Annotated in this window: 15 protein-coding genes and 1 pseudogene; 10 read left to right on the forward strand and 6 right to left on the reverse strand. The window is 63.3% G+C overall.

Annotated features, from left to right (window positions below; translation table 11 throughout):
* Window positions 1-164 precede the first annotated feature (164 nt).
* Window positions 165-1,313, reverse strand: a complete 1,149-nt coding sequence (gene dgoD, locus NKJ11_RS21830) for a galactonate dehydratase (RefSeq protein WP_128302808.1) — start codon at window positions 1,311-1,313, stop codon at window positions 165-167.
* Window positions 1,314-1,321: 8 nt separating this feature from the next.
* Complete coding sequence (locus tag NKJ11_RS21835) at window positions 1,322-2,068, reverse strand: FadR/GntR family transcriptional regulator (protein ID WP_128302809.1); 747 nt, start codon at window positions 2,066-2,068, stop codon at window positions 1,322-1,324.
* A gap of 200 nt (window positions 2,069-2,268) precedes the next feature.
* Here NKJ11_RS21835 and NKJ11_RS21840 point away from each other — a divergent pair, with 200 nt between their 5' ends.
* The 6 genes from NKJ11_RS21840 (at window position 2,269) to NKJ11_RS21865 (ending at window position 9,237) form a co-directional block, all read left to right on the forward strand.
* Window positions 2,269-3,258 (forward strand): arabinose ABC transporter substrate-binding protein, encoded by a 990-nt coding sequence (locus tag NKJ11_RS21840; protein WP_224698169.1) that lies wholly within the window; start codon window positions 2,269-2,271, stop codon window positions 3,256-3,258.
* Window positions 3,259-3,328: 70 nt separating this feature from the next.
* Window positions 3,329-4,840, forward strand: a complete 1,512-nt coding sequence (gene araG, locus NKJ11_RS21845; protein WP_352439793.1) for an L-arabinose ABC transporter ATP-binding protein AraG — start codon at window positions 3,329-3,331, stop codon at window positions 4,838-4,840.
* Between the two features lie 10 nt (window positions 4,841-4,850).
* Entirely contained in the window at window positions 4,851-5,801 is a 951-nt protein-coding gene (gene araH, locus NKJ11_RS21850) for an L-arabinose ABC transporter permease AraH (protein ID WP_352673256.1), read from the forward strand.
* A 16-nt stretch (window positions 5,802-5,817) separates the two neighbouring features.
* On the forward strand, window positions 5,818-6,597 hold the full coding sequence (locus tag NKJ11_RS21855) for an SDR family oxidoreductase (protein ID WP_352794258.1): 780 nt from the start codon (window positions 5,818-5,820) through the stop codon (window positions 6,595-6,597).
* A 14-nt stretch (window positions 6,598-6,611) separates the two neighbouring features.
* Window positions 6,612-8,324, forward strand: coding sequence for an L-arabinonate dehydratase (araD, locus tag NKJ11_RS21860; RefSeq protein ID WP_128302812.1), 1,713 nt, complete (start codon window positions 6,612-6,614; stop codon window positions 8,322-8,324).
* A gap of 7 nt (window positions 8,325-8,331) precedes the next feature.
* Window positions 8,332-9,237, forward strand: coding sequence for a dihydrodipicolinate synthase family protein (locus NKJ11_RS21865; protein ID WP_128302813.1), 906 nt, complete (start codon window positions 8,332-8,334; stop codon window positions 9,235-9,237).
* Window positions 9,238-9,251: 14 nt separating this feature from the next.
* On the opposite strand, the gene NKJ11_RS21870 is transcribed toward NKJ11_RS21865, so the two are convergent.
* From NKJ11_RS21870 to NKJ11_RS21885, 4 genes are all read right to left on the reverse strand, one after another.
* Complete coding sequence (locus tag NKJ11_RS21870) at window positions 9,252-9,998, reverse strand: SDR family NAD(P)-dependent oxidoreductase (protein ID WP_128302814.1); 747 nt, start codon at window positions 9,996-9,998, stop codon at window positions 9,252-9,254.
* 68 nt (window positions 9,999-10,066) lie between these two features.
* Window positions 10,067-11,578: a UxaA family hydrolase gene (locus tag NKJ11_RS21875; RefSeq protein WP_128302815.1), complete on the reverse strand. Its 1,512-nt coding sequence runs from the start codon at window positions 11,576-11,578 to the stop codon at window positions 10,067-10,069.
* Window positions 11,579-11,809: 231 nt separating this feature from the next.
* Complete coding sequence (locus NKJ11_RS21880; protein ID WP_128302816.1) at window positions 11,810-12,139, reverse strand: L-rhamnose mutarotase; 330 nt, start codon at window positions 12,137-12,139, stop codon at window positions 11,810-11,812.
* Between the two features lie 19 nt (window positions 12,140-12,158).
* A complete protein-coding gene (locus NKJ11_RS21885; RefSeq protein WP_128302817.1) occupies window positions 12,159-12,833 on the reverse strand; it encodes a GntR family transcriptional regulator in 675 nt (224 codons plus the stop codon).
* Between the two features lie 368 nt (window positions 12,834-13,201).
* Here NKJ11_RS21885 and NKJ11_RS21890 point away from each other — a divergent pair.
* The 4 genes and pseudogenes from NKJ11_RS21890 to NKJ11_RS21905 form a co-directional block, all read left to right on the forward strand.
* Window positions 13,202-13,519 (forward strand): annotated as a pseudogene (locus tag NKJ11_RS21890) (ATP-binding cassette domain-containing protein); the annotation flags it as partial.
* 197 nt (window positions 13,520-13,716) lie between these two features.
* A complete protein-coding gene (locus NKJ11_RS21895) occupies window positions 13,717-14,673 on the forward strand; it encodes a sugar ABC transporter ATP-binding protein (RefSeq protein ID WP_352794259.1) in 957 nt (318 codons plus the stop codon).
* Complete coding sequence (locus tag NKJ11_RS21900; protein WP_352794260.1) at window positions 14,670-15,668, forward strand: ABC transporter permease; 999 nt, start codon at window positions 14,670-14,672, stop codon at window positions 15,666-15,668. Before NKJ11_RS21895 ends, NKJ11_RS21900 begins: the two co-directional genes overlap by 4 nt.
* Window positions 15,668-16,663: an ABC transporter permease gene (locus NKJ11_RS21905; RefSeq protein ID WP_127322263.1), complete on the forward strand. Its 996-nt coding sequence runs from the start codon at window positions 15,668-15,670 to the stop codon at window positions 16,661-16,663. Before NKJ11_RS21900 ends, NKJ11_RS21905 begins: the two co-directional genes overlap by 1 nt.
* Window positions 16,664-16,673: the final 10 nt, after the last annotated feature.

Genomic DNA, 16,673 nt, shown 5'->3' on the forward strand with positions numbered 1-16,673 from the left:
GCCAACCGCCGCTACTGCACGCTCACGAAGATCATTTGAAAGCGCTCGCGTCATCAGATGCTGGCCTCCAATCCAGCCAGCATCTTGAATCACAACATCCGGCTTTGGGAATCCTACGATTCTCTCAAAATAGGAATCGCTCTAGAGACTGGAAGCCGGCCCGATCACCACTCGGCGAAGGAGCCGTCTTTGTGGCGCCAGACAGGGTTGCGCCAGCGGTGGCCTTCCTTGGCGCGTTCCTTGACATACTCCTCGTCGATCTCGACACCCAGGCCCGGGCCGTCGGGAATGGCGACATAACCATCCTCGTAGCGGAAGACATCCTTGTTGGCGGCATAGTCGAGCAGGTCGTTGGCGGCGTTGTAGTGGATGCCGAGGCTCTGCTCCTGGATGAAGCAGTTGTAGCTGACCGCGTCGAGCTGCAGGCACGCGGCAAGCGCGATCGGCCCGAGCGGGCAGTGCGGCGCCACCGCGACGTCATAGGCTTCCGCCATCGCCGCGATCTTGCGGCATTCGGTGATGCCACCGGCATGCGACAGATCAGGCTGGATGATGTCGACGACGCCTTCCTTGAACACGGATTTGAAGTCCCAGCGGCTGTAGAGCCGCTCGCCGAGCGCGATCGGCGTCGAGCCGAGCGCGGCGATCTCCTTCAGCGCCTCGCGGTTTTCGCTGAGCACCGGCTCCTCGATGAACATCAGCCTATAGGGTTCGAGTTCCTTGACCAGGGCACGCGCCATCGGCCGGTGCACGCGGCCATGAAAATCGACGGCGATGCCGATGTTGGGTCCGACGGCCTCGCGCACCATGGCGACGCGTTCGACAGCGGCGTCGATCTTGTCGTGGCTGTCGACGATCTGCAGTTCTTCAGTGCCGTTCATCTTGAGCGCCAGGAAGCCGCGCGCAACCATTTCCCGGGCACCAGCGGCCACTTCGGCCGGCCGGTCGCCGCCGATCCAAGAATAGACCTTGATCGTGTCGCGCAGCTTGCCACCGAGCAACTCATGCACGGGAACGCCGAGCGCCTTGCCCTTGATATCCCACAGTGCCTGGTCGATCCCCGCAATGGCGCTCATCAGGATCGGCCCGCCACGGTAGAAGCCGCCGCGGTGCATCACCGTCCAGTGGTCCTCGATCAGGCGGGGATCCTTGCCGATGAGGTAATCGCCAAGCTCCTTGACCGCTGCCTCGACGGTCAGAGCCCGGCCCTCGACGACCGGCTCGCCCCAGCCGGTGACGCCGGCATCGGTCTCGATCTTCAGGAACAGCCAGCGCGGCGGAACGATGTAGGTGGTGAGCGAGATGATTTTCATGCGCAATCTCAGTTGCTCTTGAGTTTCTTGGCGCTGACGAGGTCGCGCGCCGCAAGGTCGAGGATCTTGTTTGCGGCCCCACGCGCCGCCTCGGCGTCGCGCATGCGCAGCGCCTCGACCACCTCGCGGTGCGCCGCCACGGCCTCCATGCGCCGGTCGAGCGAAATCACCGCCGTCGCCTCGAGCGAGAATTTCAGCCCGGTGTCGATGAGATTGCCGATCTGGCGAAAGATCGGGTTATGGCTCGCGGCATAGACGATCTGGTGGAAAGCGATGTCGCTGCGCGAGAAGGCGGCGAGATCCTCGCCGGCGCCGGCCATGCCGCGCCATGCCGCTTCGAGATCGGCTATTTCCTGCAGCGTTGCGCGCGTGGCCGCCAGTTCGGCGACCAGCGGTTCGATGGCGCGGCGCGTTTCGAGGATGGCGTCGAACAGCTTGTCGTCCAGTGCATGCGGCGCGTGCCAGGCCAGCACCTGTGGGTCGATGATGTTCCAGTCGTCCTCGTTGCAGACGATCGTGCCGACGCGCGGCCGCGACAGCACCAGCCCCTTTGCCGCCAACACTTTCAGGGCCTCGCGGATGACAGTGCGGCTGACACCATATTCGACGCCGAGTTCGTTTTCGGTCGGCAAGGAGGATCCGGCCGGGTAGCGCCCGGAAAAGATGTCTGAGGCCATTGCCTTGGTCACATCGGGCATGACGCGCGGGCGGCGAGTGGCTGTGTCGCCTTGCGGTTTCTTCAAAGTCCCGGTCACCTCAGCCCTCCTCCAAGGCGGCGAACCGCTGGTTTCGCACAACCGATCCGCCATTAACGGATGCGGACTGATTGCGCCAGCGATTGCTGGTCAGAGCATGTACATTAATTATCATACCAGATCAATTGACGAGTATGATAAAAACGATTAGACACTCCGGCATCCGGGCTGAGCGCCCGGTCTATCGCTGGGAGGTAATCATGCGACTTTTGAAGACCGCGCTCGTCGCGGGCGCGCTTGCCGTGCTGTCCGTCACGACCATCGCTGCATATGCTCAGGACACCAAGATCGGTTTCATCGTCAAGCAGCCCGAGGAGCCGTGGTTCCAGGACGAATGGAAGTTCGCCGACCAGGCCGCCAAGGAGAAGGGCTTTACCCTGGTCAAGATCGGCGCCGAGGACGGTGAGAAGCTGATGTCGGCGATCGACAATCTCGGCGCCCAGGGCGCCCAGGGCTTCATCGTCTGCACACCGGACGTGAAGCTTGGCCCCGGCATCGTCGCCAAGGCCGCCGCCAACAATCTCAAGCTGATGACTGTCGACGACCGTCTGGTCGGCGCCGACGGCAAGGCGCTGGAAGACGTCCCGCATATGGGCATTTCGGCCACCAAGATCGGCGAAGCCGTCGGCCAGGCGATCGTCGACGAAATGAAGGCGCGCGGCTGGAAAGCCGACGAGGTTGGCGCCATCCGCGTCTCCTACGACCAGCTGCCGACGGCGGTCGATCGCGTCGAAGGTGCCATCTCGGTGCTGAAGGCAAACGGCTTCAAGGCCGAGAACATTTTTGACGCCCCGCAGGCCAAGACCGACACGGAAGCTGCCCTCAATGCGGCGACGGTCGTGCTCAACGCCCATGCCGACATCAAGAAGTGGGTTTCCTTCGGCCTCAACGACGAAGCGGTGCTCGGCGCCGTGCGTGCAGCCGAAAGCGTTGGCATTCCGGCGGACGCCATGATCGGTGTTGGCATTGGCGGCGCGGATTCGGCGATCAACGAGTTTAAGAAGCCGACGGCCACCGGCTTCGTCGGCACCGTGATCATCTCGCCGAAGCGTCATGGCTACGAGACGGCGCTCAACATGTATGACTGGGTTGCCAACAACAAGGAGCCGGAGAAGCTGATCCTGACCTCGGGTGCACTCGCCAAGCGCGACGACTACCAGAAGGTCCGCCAGGGTCTCGGCATCGAATAATCCTCCCTGTACAGACAGGCGGCGGCTCATCCCGCCGCCTGTTTGCCATTCCATAAGAGGATCGCTGCCCGTGTCCTTTCTCGACTTCTCGCACATCACCAAGACCTATCCGGGCGTCAAGGCGCTGTCGGACGTCTCGTTCGGTGTCGACAAAGGCGCCGTGCATGGTTTGATGGGCGAGAACGGCGCCGGCAAATCCACCCTGATCAAGATACTGTCCGGTGACCAGCATGCCGATCAGGGCGAGATCCGCATTGACGGTAGGGTTCAGGCCTATACCTCGACCCGGGATGCCTTCGACAATGGCGTCATTGTCATTCATCAGGAACTGCAACTCGTTCCTGAACTCACCGTTGCCGAAAACCTCAGCCTCGGTCGTTTCCCCGCCAACGCCGGCATCATCGCCGGCCGCCGGATGCTGGACGACGTCGGCGCCAAGCTGAAATCGGCCGGTATCGACATCGACATGCGCCGCAAGGTCAAGACGCTGTCGATCGGCGAACGCCAGATGGTCGAGATCGCCAAGGCGGTCATGCTCGACGCACGCGTTATCGCGCTGGACGAACCGACCTCGTCGCTTTCCTCGCGCGAAAGCGAAATCCTGTTTGCCCTGATCGACCGCCTGCGCGGCGAAGGCAAGGTCATCATCTATGTCTCGCACAGGCTCGACGAAGTGTTCCGGCTCTGCGACAGCCTGACCGTGCTGCGCGACGGCAAGCTCGCGGCGCACCATGCGTCGCTGAAAGGCGTCACCCGCGACCAGGTCGTCGCCGAGATGGTCGGCCGCGAGATTTCGGATATCTGGGGTTTTCGCGCACGAAAAACGGGCGATGTCCGCCTGAAGGTCGACGCTCTCAGCGGCCCCAAACTGAAGACGCCGGCCAGTTTCGAGGCGAGGGCAGGCGAGATCGTCGGCTTCTTCGGCCTGATCGGCGCCGGGCGCTCGGAACTGATGCGGCTGGTCTATGGCGCCGATCCGCGCTCGGGCGGTAGCATCACCGTCGACGGCAAGCTGGTCCGTGCCGCCGATCCGCGTGGCACGATCCGGGCCGGCATCGTGCTGTGCTCGGAGGATCGCAAGCATGACGGCATCATCCAGGGCCGCTCGGTCGAGGAGAACATCAACATCTCGTCGCGGCGCCATCACACGCGCTTCGGCGTGCTCAACCGCGCCAGCGAGATCGCCACCGCCGAAACCTTCATCAAGAAGCTCAAGGTGCGCACGCCGTCGCGCAAGCAGGACATCATCAATCTCTCCGGCGGCAACCAGCAGAAGGTCATCCTTGGCCGCTGGCTGTCCGAACAAGGGGTGCGGGTTCTCATCGTCGACGAACCGACGCGCGGCATCGATGTCGGCGCCAAATCGGAAATCTACGAATTGCTCTACCAGCTTGCGCAGGACGGCATGGCGATCGTCGTCGTCTCGTCCGAACTGCCGGAAGTGATGGGCATCTGCGACCGTATTCTGGTGATGTGCGGTGGCCGCGTCAGCGCCGAACTCACCCGCGACCAGTTCGCCGAAAGGGCGATCCTGGCCGCCGCTCTCCCCGATCAGAAAACCCCCGACGCGATCGCATCCTGAGGACTTTGGCATGACCGACCAGTTGAAAAAAATCCTGCTCGGCGAACAGGGCCTCGTCGTCATCTTTGTCGTCGCCTTCGCGCTGGTGTCGGCTCTGGTGCCGAACTTCCTTACCGACCGCAACATGCTCGGCCTGCTGCAGTCGGTGGTCACCGTCGGCATCGTCGCCTGCACCATGATGTTCTGCCTCGCCGCGCGCGACTTCGACCTGTCGGTCGGTTCGATCGTCGCCTTTGCCGGCATGGTCGCTGTGATGGCGTCGAATTACACTGGCTCGATCCTGCTTGGCCTGCTGGCGGCAATCGCCTGCGGTGGTTTCGTCGGCTTCATCAACGGCGTTGTCATCGCCAAATTTCGCATCAACGCGCTGATCACGACGCTGGCCACCATGCAGATCGTGCGCGGCTTTGCGCTGATCGCGTCCGACGGCCGCGCCGTCGGCATCAACAGCTCGGATTTCTATCAGCTGGCGCTCTCGAAACTGCTCGGCATACCGACGCCGGTCTGGGTGCTTGCCATCCTGTTTTGCATTTTCGGTTTCGTGCTCAACCGCACCGTCTTTGGCAAGAACACGCTGGCCATCGGCGGCAATCCTGAGGCCTCGCGGCTTGCCGGTGTCAATGTCGACTGGACGCGCATCTGGATATTCGCGTTGCAGGGCGTCGTCTGCGGTATCGCCGGCATCCTGCTGGCGTCGCGCATCACCTCGGGCCAGCCCAACGCGGCGGTGGGCTTGGAGCTTTCGGTCATCTCGGCCTGCGTGCTCGGCGGCGTCTCGCTCGCCGGCGGCCGCGCCACCATGTCGGGCGTCATCGTCGGCGTGCTGATCATGGGCATCGCCGAGAACGCCATGAACCTGCTCAACATACCGGCCTTCTACCAGTACATCGTGCGCGGCGTTATTTTGCTGCTGGCCGTGCTGCTCGACAATCTGCGCTCATCGGCACTGGGTCGGCGATAGGCTGGAGGAACAAAAAATGGCTGTGCGCCTTTCCGGCAAACGCATCTTCCTGACGGGTGCCGCGCAAGGCATCGGGCTGGCCATCGCCGAGGCCTGCCTTGCCGAAGGCGCAAGACTGTTCCTCGTCGACCGCGACGGCGCACTGCTGGACAAGGCCGTCGCCGGCCTTGCCGCGCCGCACGGCCATGTCGGGCATGCGGCAGCCGACATCAGCGACGGAGCCGCGATTGCCACTGCCGTCGGCCAAGCGACCGACGAAATCGGCCACATCAACGCGCTGATCAACAATGCCGGGGTCAATGTGTTCTCGACGCCGCTCAAGGCGACCGAGGAAGAGTGGAACCGCAATTTCGACGTCAACGTCAAGGGCGCCTGGAATTGCAGCAAGGCTGTGCTGCCGGGCATGATTACAAGCGGCGGCGGCGCCATCCTCAACATCGCCTCGACGCACAGCTTCACCATCATTCCGCACACCTTCCCCTATCCCGTCGCCAAGCACGCGCTGCTCGGCCTGACCAAATCGCTGGCGCTCGAATATGCGGCGCAAGGCGTGCGCGTGAACGCGCTGGCGCCGGGCTATGTCGAGACGCAGAAGGCGATCGACTACTGGAACAGCTTTGCCGATCCGGCCGCAGCACGCGCCAACACCATGGCGCTGCATCCCGGCGGCCGCATCGCCACGGCGCGCGAGATCGCGCGGGCTGCGGTGTTCATGATCTCCGACGAATGCCCGTTCATGAACGCGGCGACGCTCGTCGTCGATGGCGGGCTGAGCCAGCTGCAGCATCCCGCCTGAACGCCGGAAAGACCATGACCAAGAGACGATCGCAGCATTGGTTCGGCGGGCTGGGCAAGGATGCCTTCATCCACCGCAGCTGGATGAAGAACAACGGCCTGCCCGACGATGCCTTCGACGGCCGTCCGGTGATCGGCATCTGCAACACATTCTCCGAATTCACGCCTTGCCACGTGCATTTCCGTGCTCTGATCGAGCACATCAAGGCCGGCGTGCTGGAAGCCGGCGGCCTGCCGCTCGAATTCCCGGTCTTCTCTTGCGGCGAGTCCAATCTGCGGCCGACGGCGATGCTGTTTCGCAACCTCGCCTCGATGGATGTCGAGGAGGCGATCCGCGGCAACCCGATGGACGGCGTCGTGCTGATGGCCGGCTGTGACAAGACCACACCGTCGCTGGTCATGGGCGCGGCCTCCTGCGACCTGCCGTCGATCGCCATCTCCGGCGGGCCGATGCTTAATGGCCGCTTCCAGGGCCACGAAATCGGTTCCGGCACCGATGTGTGGAAATTTTCGGAAGACGTTCGCGCCGGTGTGATGAGCGAGCAGGATTTCGCCAATGCCGAGAGCGCCATGTCGCGCTCGCCCGGTCACTGCATGACCATGGGCACGGCCTCGACCATGGCTTCCATGGTCGAGTCGCTCGGCCTGGCGCTGCCCGGTAACGCTGCCTATCCGGCGGTCGACGCGCGCCGCAGCCGCATCGCCCGCATGACGGGGCGGCGCATCGTCGTGATGGTCAATGAGGATCTGCGCCCGTCGGCTATCCTCACGAGAAAAGCTTTCGCCAACGCCATCCGCGTCAATGGCGCGATCGGCGGCTCCACCAATGCGGTCGTGCATCTCCTGGCCATCGCCGGCCGCGTCGGCACCGAGCTGACCCTGGATGATTGGGATCGATATGGCCGCGACGTGCCGACCATCCTCGACCTGATGCCGTCAGGCCGTTTCCTGATGGAGGATTTCTGCTACGCCGGCGGTATTCCGGCCGTCATGAAAGAGATCGCCGACATGCTCGATCTCGATGCGCTGACCGTCACCGGCAAGAGCGTGCGCGAGAACATCACTGACGCCCAAAACTACAATCCGGAGGTGATCCGCCCGCGCGACAAGGCGCTGACATCGCACGGCGGCATCGCGGTGCTGCGCGGCAATCTGGCGCCCGACGGCGCCATCATCAAACCGTCAGCCGCGTCGCCAGCTCTCATGAAGCATCGCGGCCGCGCCGTCGTCTTCGAGGACATTGACGACTACAAGGCGCGCATCGACGATCCCTTGCTGGACATCGACGAGGGCTCGATCATGGTGCTGAAGAATTGCGGCCCCAAGGGCTATCCGGGAATGGCCGAGGTCGGCAACATGGCGCTGCCTCAGAAGCTGTTGAAGCAAGGCGTCCGCGACATGATCCGTATCTCCGATGCCCGCATGTCGGGCACCGCCTTCGGCACCGTCGTGCTGCATGCCGCACCCGAAGCCGCTGTCGGCGGCCCGCTGGCGCTGGTGAGGAGCGGCGACATGATCGAGCTCGATGTCGAAGCAAGGAAGCTGCATCTCGACGTGTCAGAACAGGAACTCGCAAAGCGGCGGACATCCTGGGCTCCGCCGCAGCCGGCTATGCGCGGCGGCTATCAGGGTCTTTACGTCGACCATGTGCTGCAGGCGGATCGCGGCGCCGACCTCGATTTTCTCGTCGGATGCCGTGGCCACGCCATTCAACGCGAAAGCCATTGAGGTCCGCGTGACAAAATTCAAACCTTATGATTTCCACGGCATTCACGCCATTCTCTACGCGCTCTTTGATGAGAACGAAAAACTCGACCGCGCGGCGATGCGCAGGCAGGTCGAGATCTGCCTGGCGAGCGGCGTGCACGGCATGGCGGCGCTCGGCTTGGCGACGGAAGTCGCCAAGCTGTCCGAGGCCGAGCGCCGGACGATCATGGACTGGACGGCGGAAGACACCGACGGAAAAGTGCCACTCGCTTTCACCATCTTCGGCGCTTCGGTGGCCGAGCAGGTCGCACAGGTTCGCCATGCTGAAAGCGTGGGAGCGGATTGGGTGATCCTGCAGCCGCCGCCGGTTGGGTCCTATGGTGCGCCGGAATACATCAAGTTCTTCGGCCGCGTTGCCGAGGCGACCGATCTGCCGGTGGCGATCCAGAACGCGCCGGCGTTTTTCGGGCGCGGCCTTTCATCAGACGAAATCCGCGACCTCGTCACGCTGTATCCCAACGTTAGGCTGATCAAGGGCGAGGGTCCGGTTACCGACATCGCCGGGCTGATCGAGCGCACCGATGGCCGGATACCGGTTTTCAACGGGCGTGGCGGCCTGGAACTGATCGACAATTTCCGCATCGGTTGCCGCGGCATGATCCTGGCGCCGGATTGCGCCGACTATGCCGTGCGCGCCTATCATGCGTTCCGCGCCGGAGGCGAAGCCACGGCCGAGGCTGAATATGCAAGAATGTTGCCGGCAGCGGTCTTCGTCATGCAAGGCATCGAAAACTTGATCTGCTATGGCAAGCGGCTGTTCGGCGCCCGCGCAGGCATCCCGATACACGCCCGGGCTCCGGCGATGCGGCCCAGCGAGCCTGGCCTCGCGATGGTGGAGCGCTTTGCGATTGGTCTCGGTCGGTTGCCTGGCTGAACGTCAACTGCCTTTCAATAGGTCGTCCGCCCACCCGACAGGTCGAACGTGGAGGCGGTTGTAAAACTGTTCTCCTTGGAGACGAGCCAGGCGACCATGGCAGCGGCCTCATCGACCTCCAACAGGCGGCCGCGCGGAATGCGCGAGCGCATATATTCGATATGCTCCGGCGTCAGTTGTTCAAGGATGCGCGTCTGTGCCGTGGCCGGCGAGATGCAGTTCACGGCGATGTCGTACTGCGCCAGTTCTTTGCCGAGCGACTTGGTCAAGCCGATGACCGCCGCCTTCGAGGCTGAATAGGCGGAGGCGTTGGGGTTGCCCTCCTTGCCGGCGACCGAAGCGATGTTGACGATCCGCCCGTAATTGCGCTCCTTCATCCCGGGAACCACGGCGCGATTGACGTAGAACGTACCGTTGACGTTGACGTCGATGACCTTTTTCCACGTCTCGATGTCGTAGACGTCGAGCGGGACGGCCGGGCCGGCGATTCCGGCGGAATTGACCAGAATGGAAATGTTGCCGGCCAGCTCTTCGGTCCTGGCGCGCGCCGCGTCCACCGACACCCAATCGGCGACGTCCACGATCTCTGTCGTGGCGGCGTTGCCGAGTTCCTTCTTGGCGGTTTCGAGGCGAGCCTCATCGAGATCCCACAAGGTTACCGTCGCGCCGGAGGCGACGAAGCGTCTGGCCATCGCAAAGCCGAGGCCTTGGGCGCCGCCGGTGACCACAGCGTGCTGGCCGTCAAGATCAATCCTGTTCATGTCGAGCGGTTCTTTCCGTTTGAGCTACTTCCGGGATAAAGGCCGGCCTGTGCAGGCGGGCGATATCGCTACATCGTCGCGCCGAGGCTCCATGGCACGAACTCGTTGTCGCCATAGCCGAGCGCTTCCGACCTGGTGCGCCCGCCGGAAGCGACGCGCAGGATCTCGGCGAAGATCTCCTCGCCCTTCTCGGCCAGCGAGACGCCGTCCAGTATGTCTCCGCAATTGATGTCCATGTCCTCGCGCATCTGCTCGAAGATGAAGCTGTTGGAGGCGAGCTTGATCGAGGGCGTCGGCTTGCAGCCGAAGGCCGAACCGCGGCCGGTGGTGAAGCACAATATGTTGGCTCCGCCGGCGACCTGCCCGGTGGCCGAGACCGGATCGTAGCCAGGCGTATCCATGAAGACGAGGCCGCGCTCGTTGATCGGCTCGGCATATTCCAGCACCGCGCGCAGATTGGTGGTGCCGCCCTTGGCGGAGGCGCCGAGCGATTTCTCCAGGATGGTCGTCAGCCCACCCAGCTTGTTGCCGGGCGAAGGGTTGTTGTTCATCTCCATGTCGTGCCTGGCGGTATAATCCTCCCACCAGCGGATGCGCTCGATCAGCTTTTCACCCACCGCGCGGCTCTCGGCGCGCAAGGCGAGAAGATGTTCGGCGCCATAGATCTCGGGCGTCTCCGAGAGCACGGCCGTGCCGCCTTGCCCGACAAGCAGGTCCACCGCAGCACCCAGTGCCGGATTGGCGCTGATGCCGGAATAGCCGTCCGATCCGCCGCATTGCAGCGCAAGCACCAGTTCGGAGGCCGGCTGCGGAGTCCTTTCGGCGGCGTTCACCGTAGGCAGCATGTCGACGATCGCCTTGACGCCGGCCTCGACTGTCTTTCGCGTGCCGCCGGTTTCCTGGATGGTCATCGTGCGGAAAATCGTGCTCTCCTCGATGTTGTACGACTGCATCCAGCGTGGGATCTGGAACGCTTCGCAGCCGAGTCCGACCATCAGCACGCCGCCGACATTGGGGTTGGTGGCAAAGCCCCATTGCGTCCGTTTCAACAGGTCGTAAGCGGGGCCCTTGGTGTCGATGCCGCAGCCAGTGCCGTGGACGAGTGCGATGATGCCGTCGACATTGGGATAGTCGCGCAGGATGCCAGACCGGTTGACCTCGTCGACGATGAACCGGGCGACGCTGGCAGAGCAGTTCACCGAGGTCAGGACGGCAATGAAGTTGCGCGTGCCCACCTTGCCGCTCGGCCGGCGGTAACCCATGAAAGTAGCGCGCTCGGCCTCGGCAACGACCTCGGTTTGCCTGGTATTGGTGCCGAAGACGTAGTCGCGTTCGAAATTGCGCAGATACACATTGTGCTCGTGAACCCAGTCGCCGGCGACGATGGGTTCCCGCGCAAACCCGATGGTCTGGCCGTATTTCACGATCGGCTCGTCCGAGCCGATGTCGCGCAAGGCCATTTTGTGCCCGCGCGGTATGCGTGCCCTGGCCGCCACGTCCCCGGCTTTGTCGCCGATTTTCAACGGATCGACCGCCAGAAGAATGTTGTCGATATCCGACAGCTTGATGAACCGTGCCATGACCCAAACTCTGAAAAAGCTCCCCCCGACAAGGAGCGCCGAGAGGCAAAAGTGATTTGGAACACTAATATAATAGAATGTCAGTGGTCAAGGTGCGGTTGCGAAAGGCTTGGATTGCAGGGGCGTAGTGGCGGATCGGTTAGGTGAGCGTGCAATGAGTGCGCCTTGCGGCGCAGTTTGAGGGCGGCAAACGGCTGGATGAAACAACGGACCGCCGCACGCGGGACACGGTCAATCGAGATGGAAGACCGCTTCCATGGCCGCCCACCATTCGCCGTCGGCGCGCGTCGGCAGTGGCGTCTGCATGGGGTCGCACAGTTCCCACCATTTGCGCATGGCCGGCGACTCGCTCATCCGCGCCGCATCCCTGGCGAAGTCGCTGCCGTGATACTCCCAGCAGGCGAACAGAAGGTTCTCCGGTTCGCGCAGGAAGATCGAATAGTTGCGGATGTCGGCGCGACTGATGACGTCGAGCACTTCCGGCCAGACGGCGGCGTGGACGCGCTTGTAGTCCGCGATCGCCTCGGCTTTCACGCCGATACAAAGTCCCATTCTTTGCATGCCGGTGGCTCGCGGTGTTTCAGTCGAGAAGGTCGGCGGCGACTTCGAGCGTGTTGCGGAACGACGTCTCGAGATGATGTTCCATGGCCCTTGCCGCCCCCTCGGCGTCGTGGCGCTTCAGCGCGTCGAAAATGGCCTCGTGCTGCTCGATCGTCTGTTCGCCATAGCCCGGCTTGGGGATGGCGAGATAGCGGCCGCGATCCATCTGTGCCTTTGAGATGTCGACGGCTCTCCAGATCATCGGCAGGCCGCAGATCTCGGCGATGGTGCGGTGAAAGACATCGTCGAGCTGTATCGCGGTGGCATATCTGCCTCGCGATATGGCGAGGCGGTGCGCCGCCATGTTGTCTTCCAGCAATTCGCTGGCGGCCGGTGTGAACTTGGCGGCCGCGCGTCGGGCGCTCTCCATCTCCAGTGCCCGCCGGATGACATAGGCTTCTTCCAGGTCGGCCCGGCTGATCGGAGCGACATAGGTGCCCGTTTGCGCCAGGATCTTGACCAGACCCTCGTCGCTGATGCGCTTGACCGCTTCACGAACGGGGGTGCGCGACACACCCAGGGCCTCCGCGATGGCGACCTCGTTGATGACCTCCCCCGGCTTCAACTGCCCGACGACGATCAGGTTGCGGATCTTGTGATAGATCTGATCGCGGAGCGGAAGAGCCCGATTGAGCGTCGAAGGATCCAGGTCCATTGCAAATCCGTGTCTTCGTTCACCAGAAATGGTCAGATTATATTAGAATGTCAATTAGAATGCACCCAATGCAAGGGTGAGGTCGGTTGACACCTGATGTCCATAACGACCGCCGGAATCCAGCTTGCCAGAACTGTTATATTAGTGCAATAGTCATCGTCCGCGGCGAGAAATTCAATCCGCAACCGAGAGCCTGGACTGAGCCGCGTGTTCAAAAGCGCGGACGTTCAAGCCAGTTCGAAGAGGGTCGAATTGCGTTTGAAGCGACTATTATACTAACATATCGACGGCCGATACCAAGGATGATCGGCCACCCGCCAGGAGGAACCTAGCCAGATATGACTGTCGCCGCCGATTGCGCCCTGGACATGCGAGGCATCAGCAAGACGTTCCCGGGCGTGAAGGCTCTGTCCAACGTCAATTTCGCCGTGAAATTCGGCACGGTTCATGCGGTCGTGGGTGAGAACGGCGCCGGCAAATCGACGCTCATGAAAGTGCTCAACGGGTCCTACGCACCCAGCAGCGGCACAATCAGGGTCGGCGGCGCCGAGGTGCGCATGCGCCGGCCCGCCGACGCCCAGGCGCTCGGCATCCGCATGGTGCATCAGGAAATCAATCTGGTCGCCGACCTGAGCGTCGCCGAAAACGTCTATCTCGGCCGCATGCCGGGCAAGTGGATCTTTCTGCGCAAGGGCGAGATGATCCGGGCTGCGACCGCCGTCCTCGATGAGCTCGGAGCGGCATCAACCCGCGTGAACGGCTCGGCAACCTGTCGATCAGCCAGCAGCAGCTCGTCGAGATCGCCAAGGCCTACGCGGCGCAGCCCAGGATCATCGTCCTGGACGAACCGACATCCAGCCTCAGCGAGCATGAGACGGCGGCGTTGTTCCGGATCCTGCGCAAGATGCGCGATGACGGCATCGCCATCATCTACATCAGCCACCGACTGAAGGAGGTGCTCGAAATCGCCGACGAGGTGACTGTGCTGCGCGACGGCTCAATGATCGAGACGCGTCCGATCGAAGGCATAAATGCCGCTCACATGATCAGGCTGATGGTCGGTCGCGAAGTCAGCAATGTCTTCCCGAAAAGCCCGGCCGAGATCGGCAAGTCGGTGCTGCGCGTCGAACGCATCAGCGACGGCACGCGCTTCCGCAATGTCAGCTTCGATGTACGCGCCGGCGAGATACTGGGCTTGACGGGGCTGGTGGGCGCTGGCCGCACCGAGGTCGCCCGCGCAATCTTCGGCCTGTCGCGGCTTGTCGAGGGCTCGGTCAGCGTCAACGGACGCGAGGTCTCGATCAACTCGCCATCCCAGGCGGTCAGGGCAGGCATTGCCTATGTTCCGGAAGATCGCAAGGGCGACGGCGTCGTGCCTGGAATGTCGATCCGGGAAAACATCAGCCTGCCCATACTGCGCCGCCTGAGCCGTTTCGGGCGCATCAGCCGCAGCGCCGATCACTCGCTTGCCGCGGACTCGGTCAAGCAGTTTTCGATTTCACCGCCCGACGGCGAACGGCGCATCAGCCTTCTGTCGGGCGGTAACCAGCAGAAGGCGGTCATCGCCAAATGGCTTGCCGCCAAACCTTCGGCCTTGATCCTCGACGAGCCGACGCGGGGCGTCGACGTCGGCGCCAAGGCCGAGATCCACCACATCATCGGCCAACTCGTCGCCGGCGGCATGGCGGTCGTGATGATCTCGTCGGAGCTGCCCGAAATCCTCGGCGTCTGCGACCGCGTGGTGGTGATGCGCGATGGCTATGCCTCCGAGCCTCTCCTGCGCAGCGAATTGAGCGAGGAGCGCATCATGGCGCTAGCCACGGGGGAGGAGACGGCGTGACCGAAGCTGCCATGGAGATCGGCGGCGTGAACCGCAACGACCGCTTTACGCGTGGCAGCAGGCTTGTCGATGTCCTGTCGAAGGCGGGGCTGGCCTTCGCTATCCTCGCCGTGATGCTCTACGGCTCCTTCGTCAGCCCCGCCTTCTTCACATCAGGCAATTTGCTCAACGTCCTGACCTCGATGTCCATCGTCGGCATCGTCGTCGTCGGCATGACCTTCGTGCTCGTGGTCGGCAGCCTGGCCGACCTGTCGGTGCCGGCCACCATCGCCTGCGGCGCCATCCTGTCGCTCGGGCTGCAGCCGATGATCGGACCGCTGCCGGCCTTCGTGCTGGCGGTTGGTCTCGCGGGCCTCATAGGCCTGCTCAACGGGGTCCTGGTCGGATATGTCGGCATCAATCCAATCATTGCCACGCTCGGCATTGGCACGATCGGACTGGGCATCGTCCAGGCGGCTGTCGGCGGGGTCATCGTCTATGGCAGCAATCCCGCCTCCGCCGAACTCGCCAAGGGCCGGCTGTTCGGCATTCCGGTCGTGGTGCTGATCTTCCTGGTCATTGCTCTTGTCGGCCATTTCGTCCTGTCCCGCTCCTTCTGGGGCAGATGGACGCTTGCCACCGGCGGCAATTACAGCGCCGCCGAGGCAAGTGCGGTTCCGGTGCAGGCCGTGAAGGCTGGCGCCTTCGTGATCACAGCACTCGCTTCCGGCATCAGCGGCGGCCTGCTCGGGCTGACGCTGCAGAGCGCGCGGCCGCTCATCGGCGGCGGCTACGAATTCAGTGCCATCACGGCGGTGGTGGTCGGCGGCGTGTCGATCGTCGGCGGCTTCGGATCGGTGCCACGGGCCGTTGCCGGCCTCATCTTCGTGCAACTGCTGACCAACGTCATGGTGCTCGACGGTGTGCGCACGCCGATCCAGGGTTTCGTGCTCGGCATCCTGATCGTCGGCGCCGTCGGCATGGATGCGGCGCTGCGCAAGCGGGGCGTGTCGTGATGCGTTTTCTTTCGCTTGTCTCGCAGTATCGCGTCATCGTCATTCTCGGTCTGACGCTCGTCATTTCCGCGCTGGTGGTCCCCGGCTACCTCTCGGCATCGACCCTCGGCCTCGGCCTCGACCGGGCGGCGACGATCGGCCTGATCGCGATCGGCCTGACGGTGCTTTTGATATCGGGCCAGATCGACCTCTCCGGTGGCGCGGTGTTTGCCCTGGCCGGCATCGTATCGGTCATCCTGCAGCGAGAGATCGGCATCCTCCCTGCCGCGATCGTCGGCATCCTGGTCGGTACCCTGGCAGGCGCCGTCAACGGCATGCTGGTCGTCGGCCTGAAGGTGAATTCGCTCGTGCTGACGCTCGCGACGATGCTCATCTTCCGCTCGCTCGCGCACTGGATCACCAACAGCCAGCCGGTGACCGGAACCGACATCATGCTTTCCCTGGCGCTGGCCAAGATCTATCTCGATGTCTTCACCCTCCGCAGCGCGCTGTTCATCGCCCTGATCGTGCTGCTGCATTTCTGGCTGACGCGCACCATACCTGGGCGTAACGTCTTTGCGGTGGGATCCAACCCGGCGGCTGCCAAGGAAAGCGGTATCGCCTCGGACCGTATCGTCTTTCTCGGCTTTGTCTTTGCCGGCACGCTTGCCGGCCTGGCGGGGGTTCTCCAGAGCCTCGTCACCAACACCGGCTCACCCGTCTTCGGCTCGGAATTGACGGTCGCCGTCATTGCCGCGGTCGTTGTCGGCGGAACTCGTCTCGAAGGCGGCAGGGGATCCGCGCTCGGCACGCTCGGCGGCGTGCTGACAATCGGCTCGCTGACCATCGCGATGGAGTTCCAGTCCGTTCCCGCATACGTCCAGCAGGTCGTGTCCGGGCTTATCCTGATCCTGCTCGTCGTGCTCGATCGGGCCGTTACCACCAAGGGGAGGGCTCCGGGCACGCGCCCGGCGCTCGTTCGCGACAATCCAATCACTCAAGGAGGAACCACATGATTGGGAGGAA

The sequence above is a fragment of the Mesorhizobium sp. M0243 genome, from assembly GCF_040321775.1.
In the GTDB taxonomy this organism is placed as follows: domain Bacteria; phylum Pseudomonadota; class Alphaproteobacteria; order Rhizobiales; family Rhizobiaceae; genus Mesorhizobium.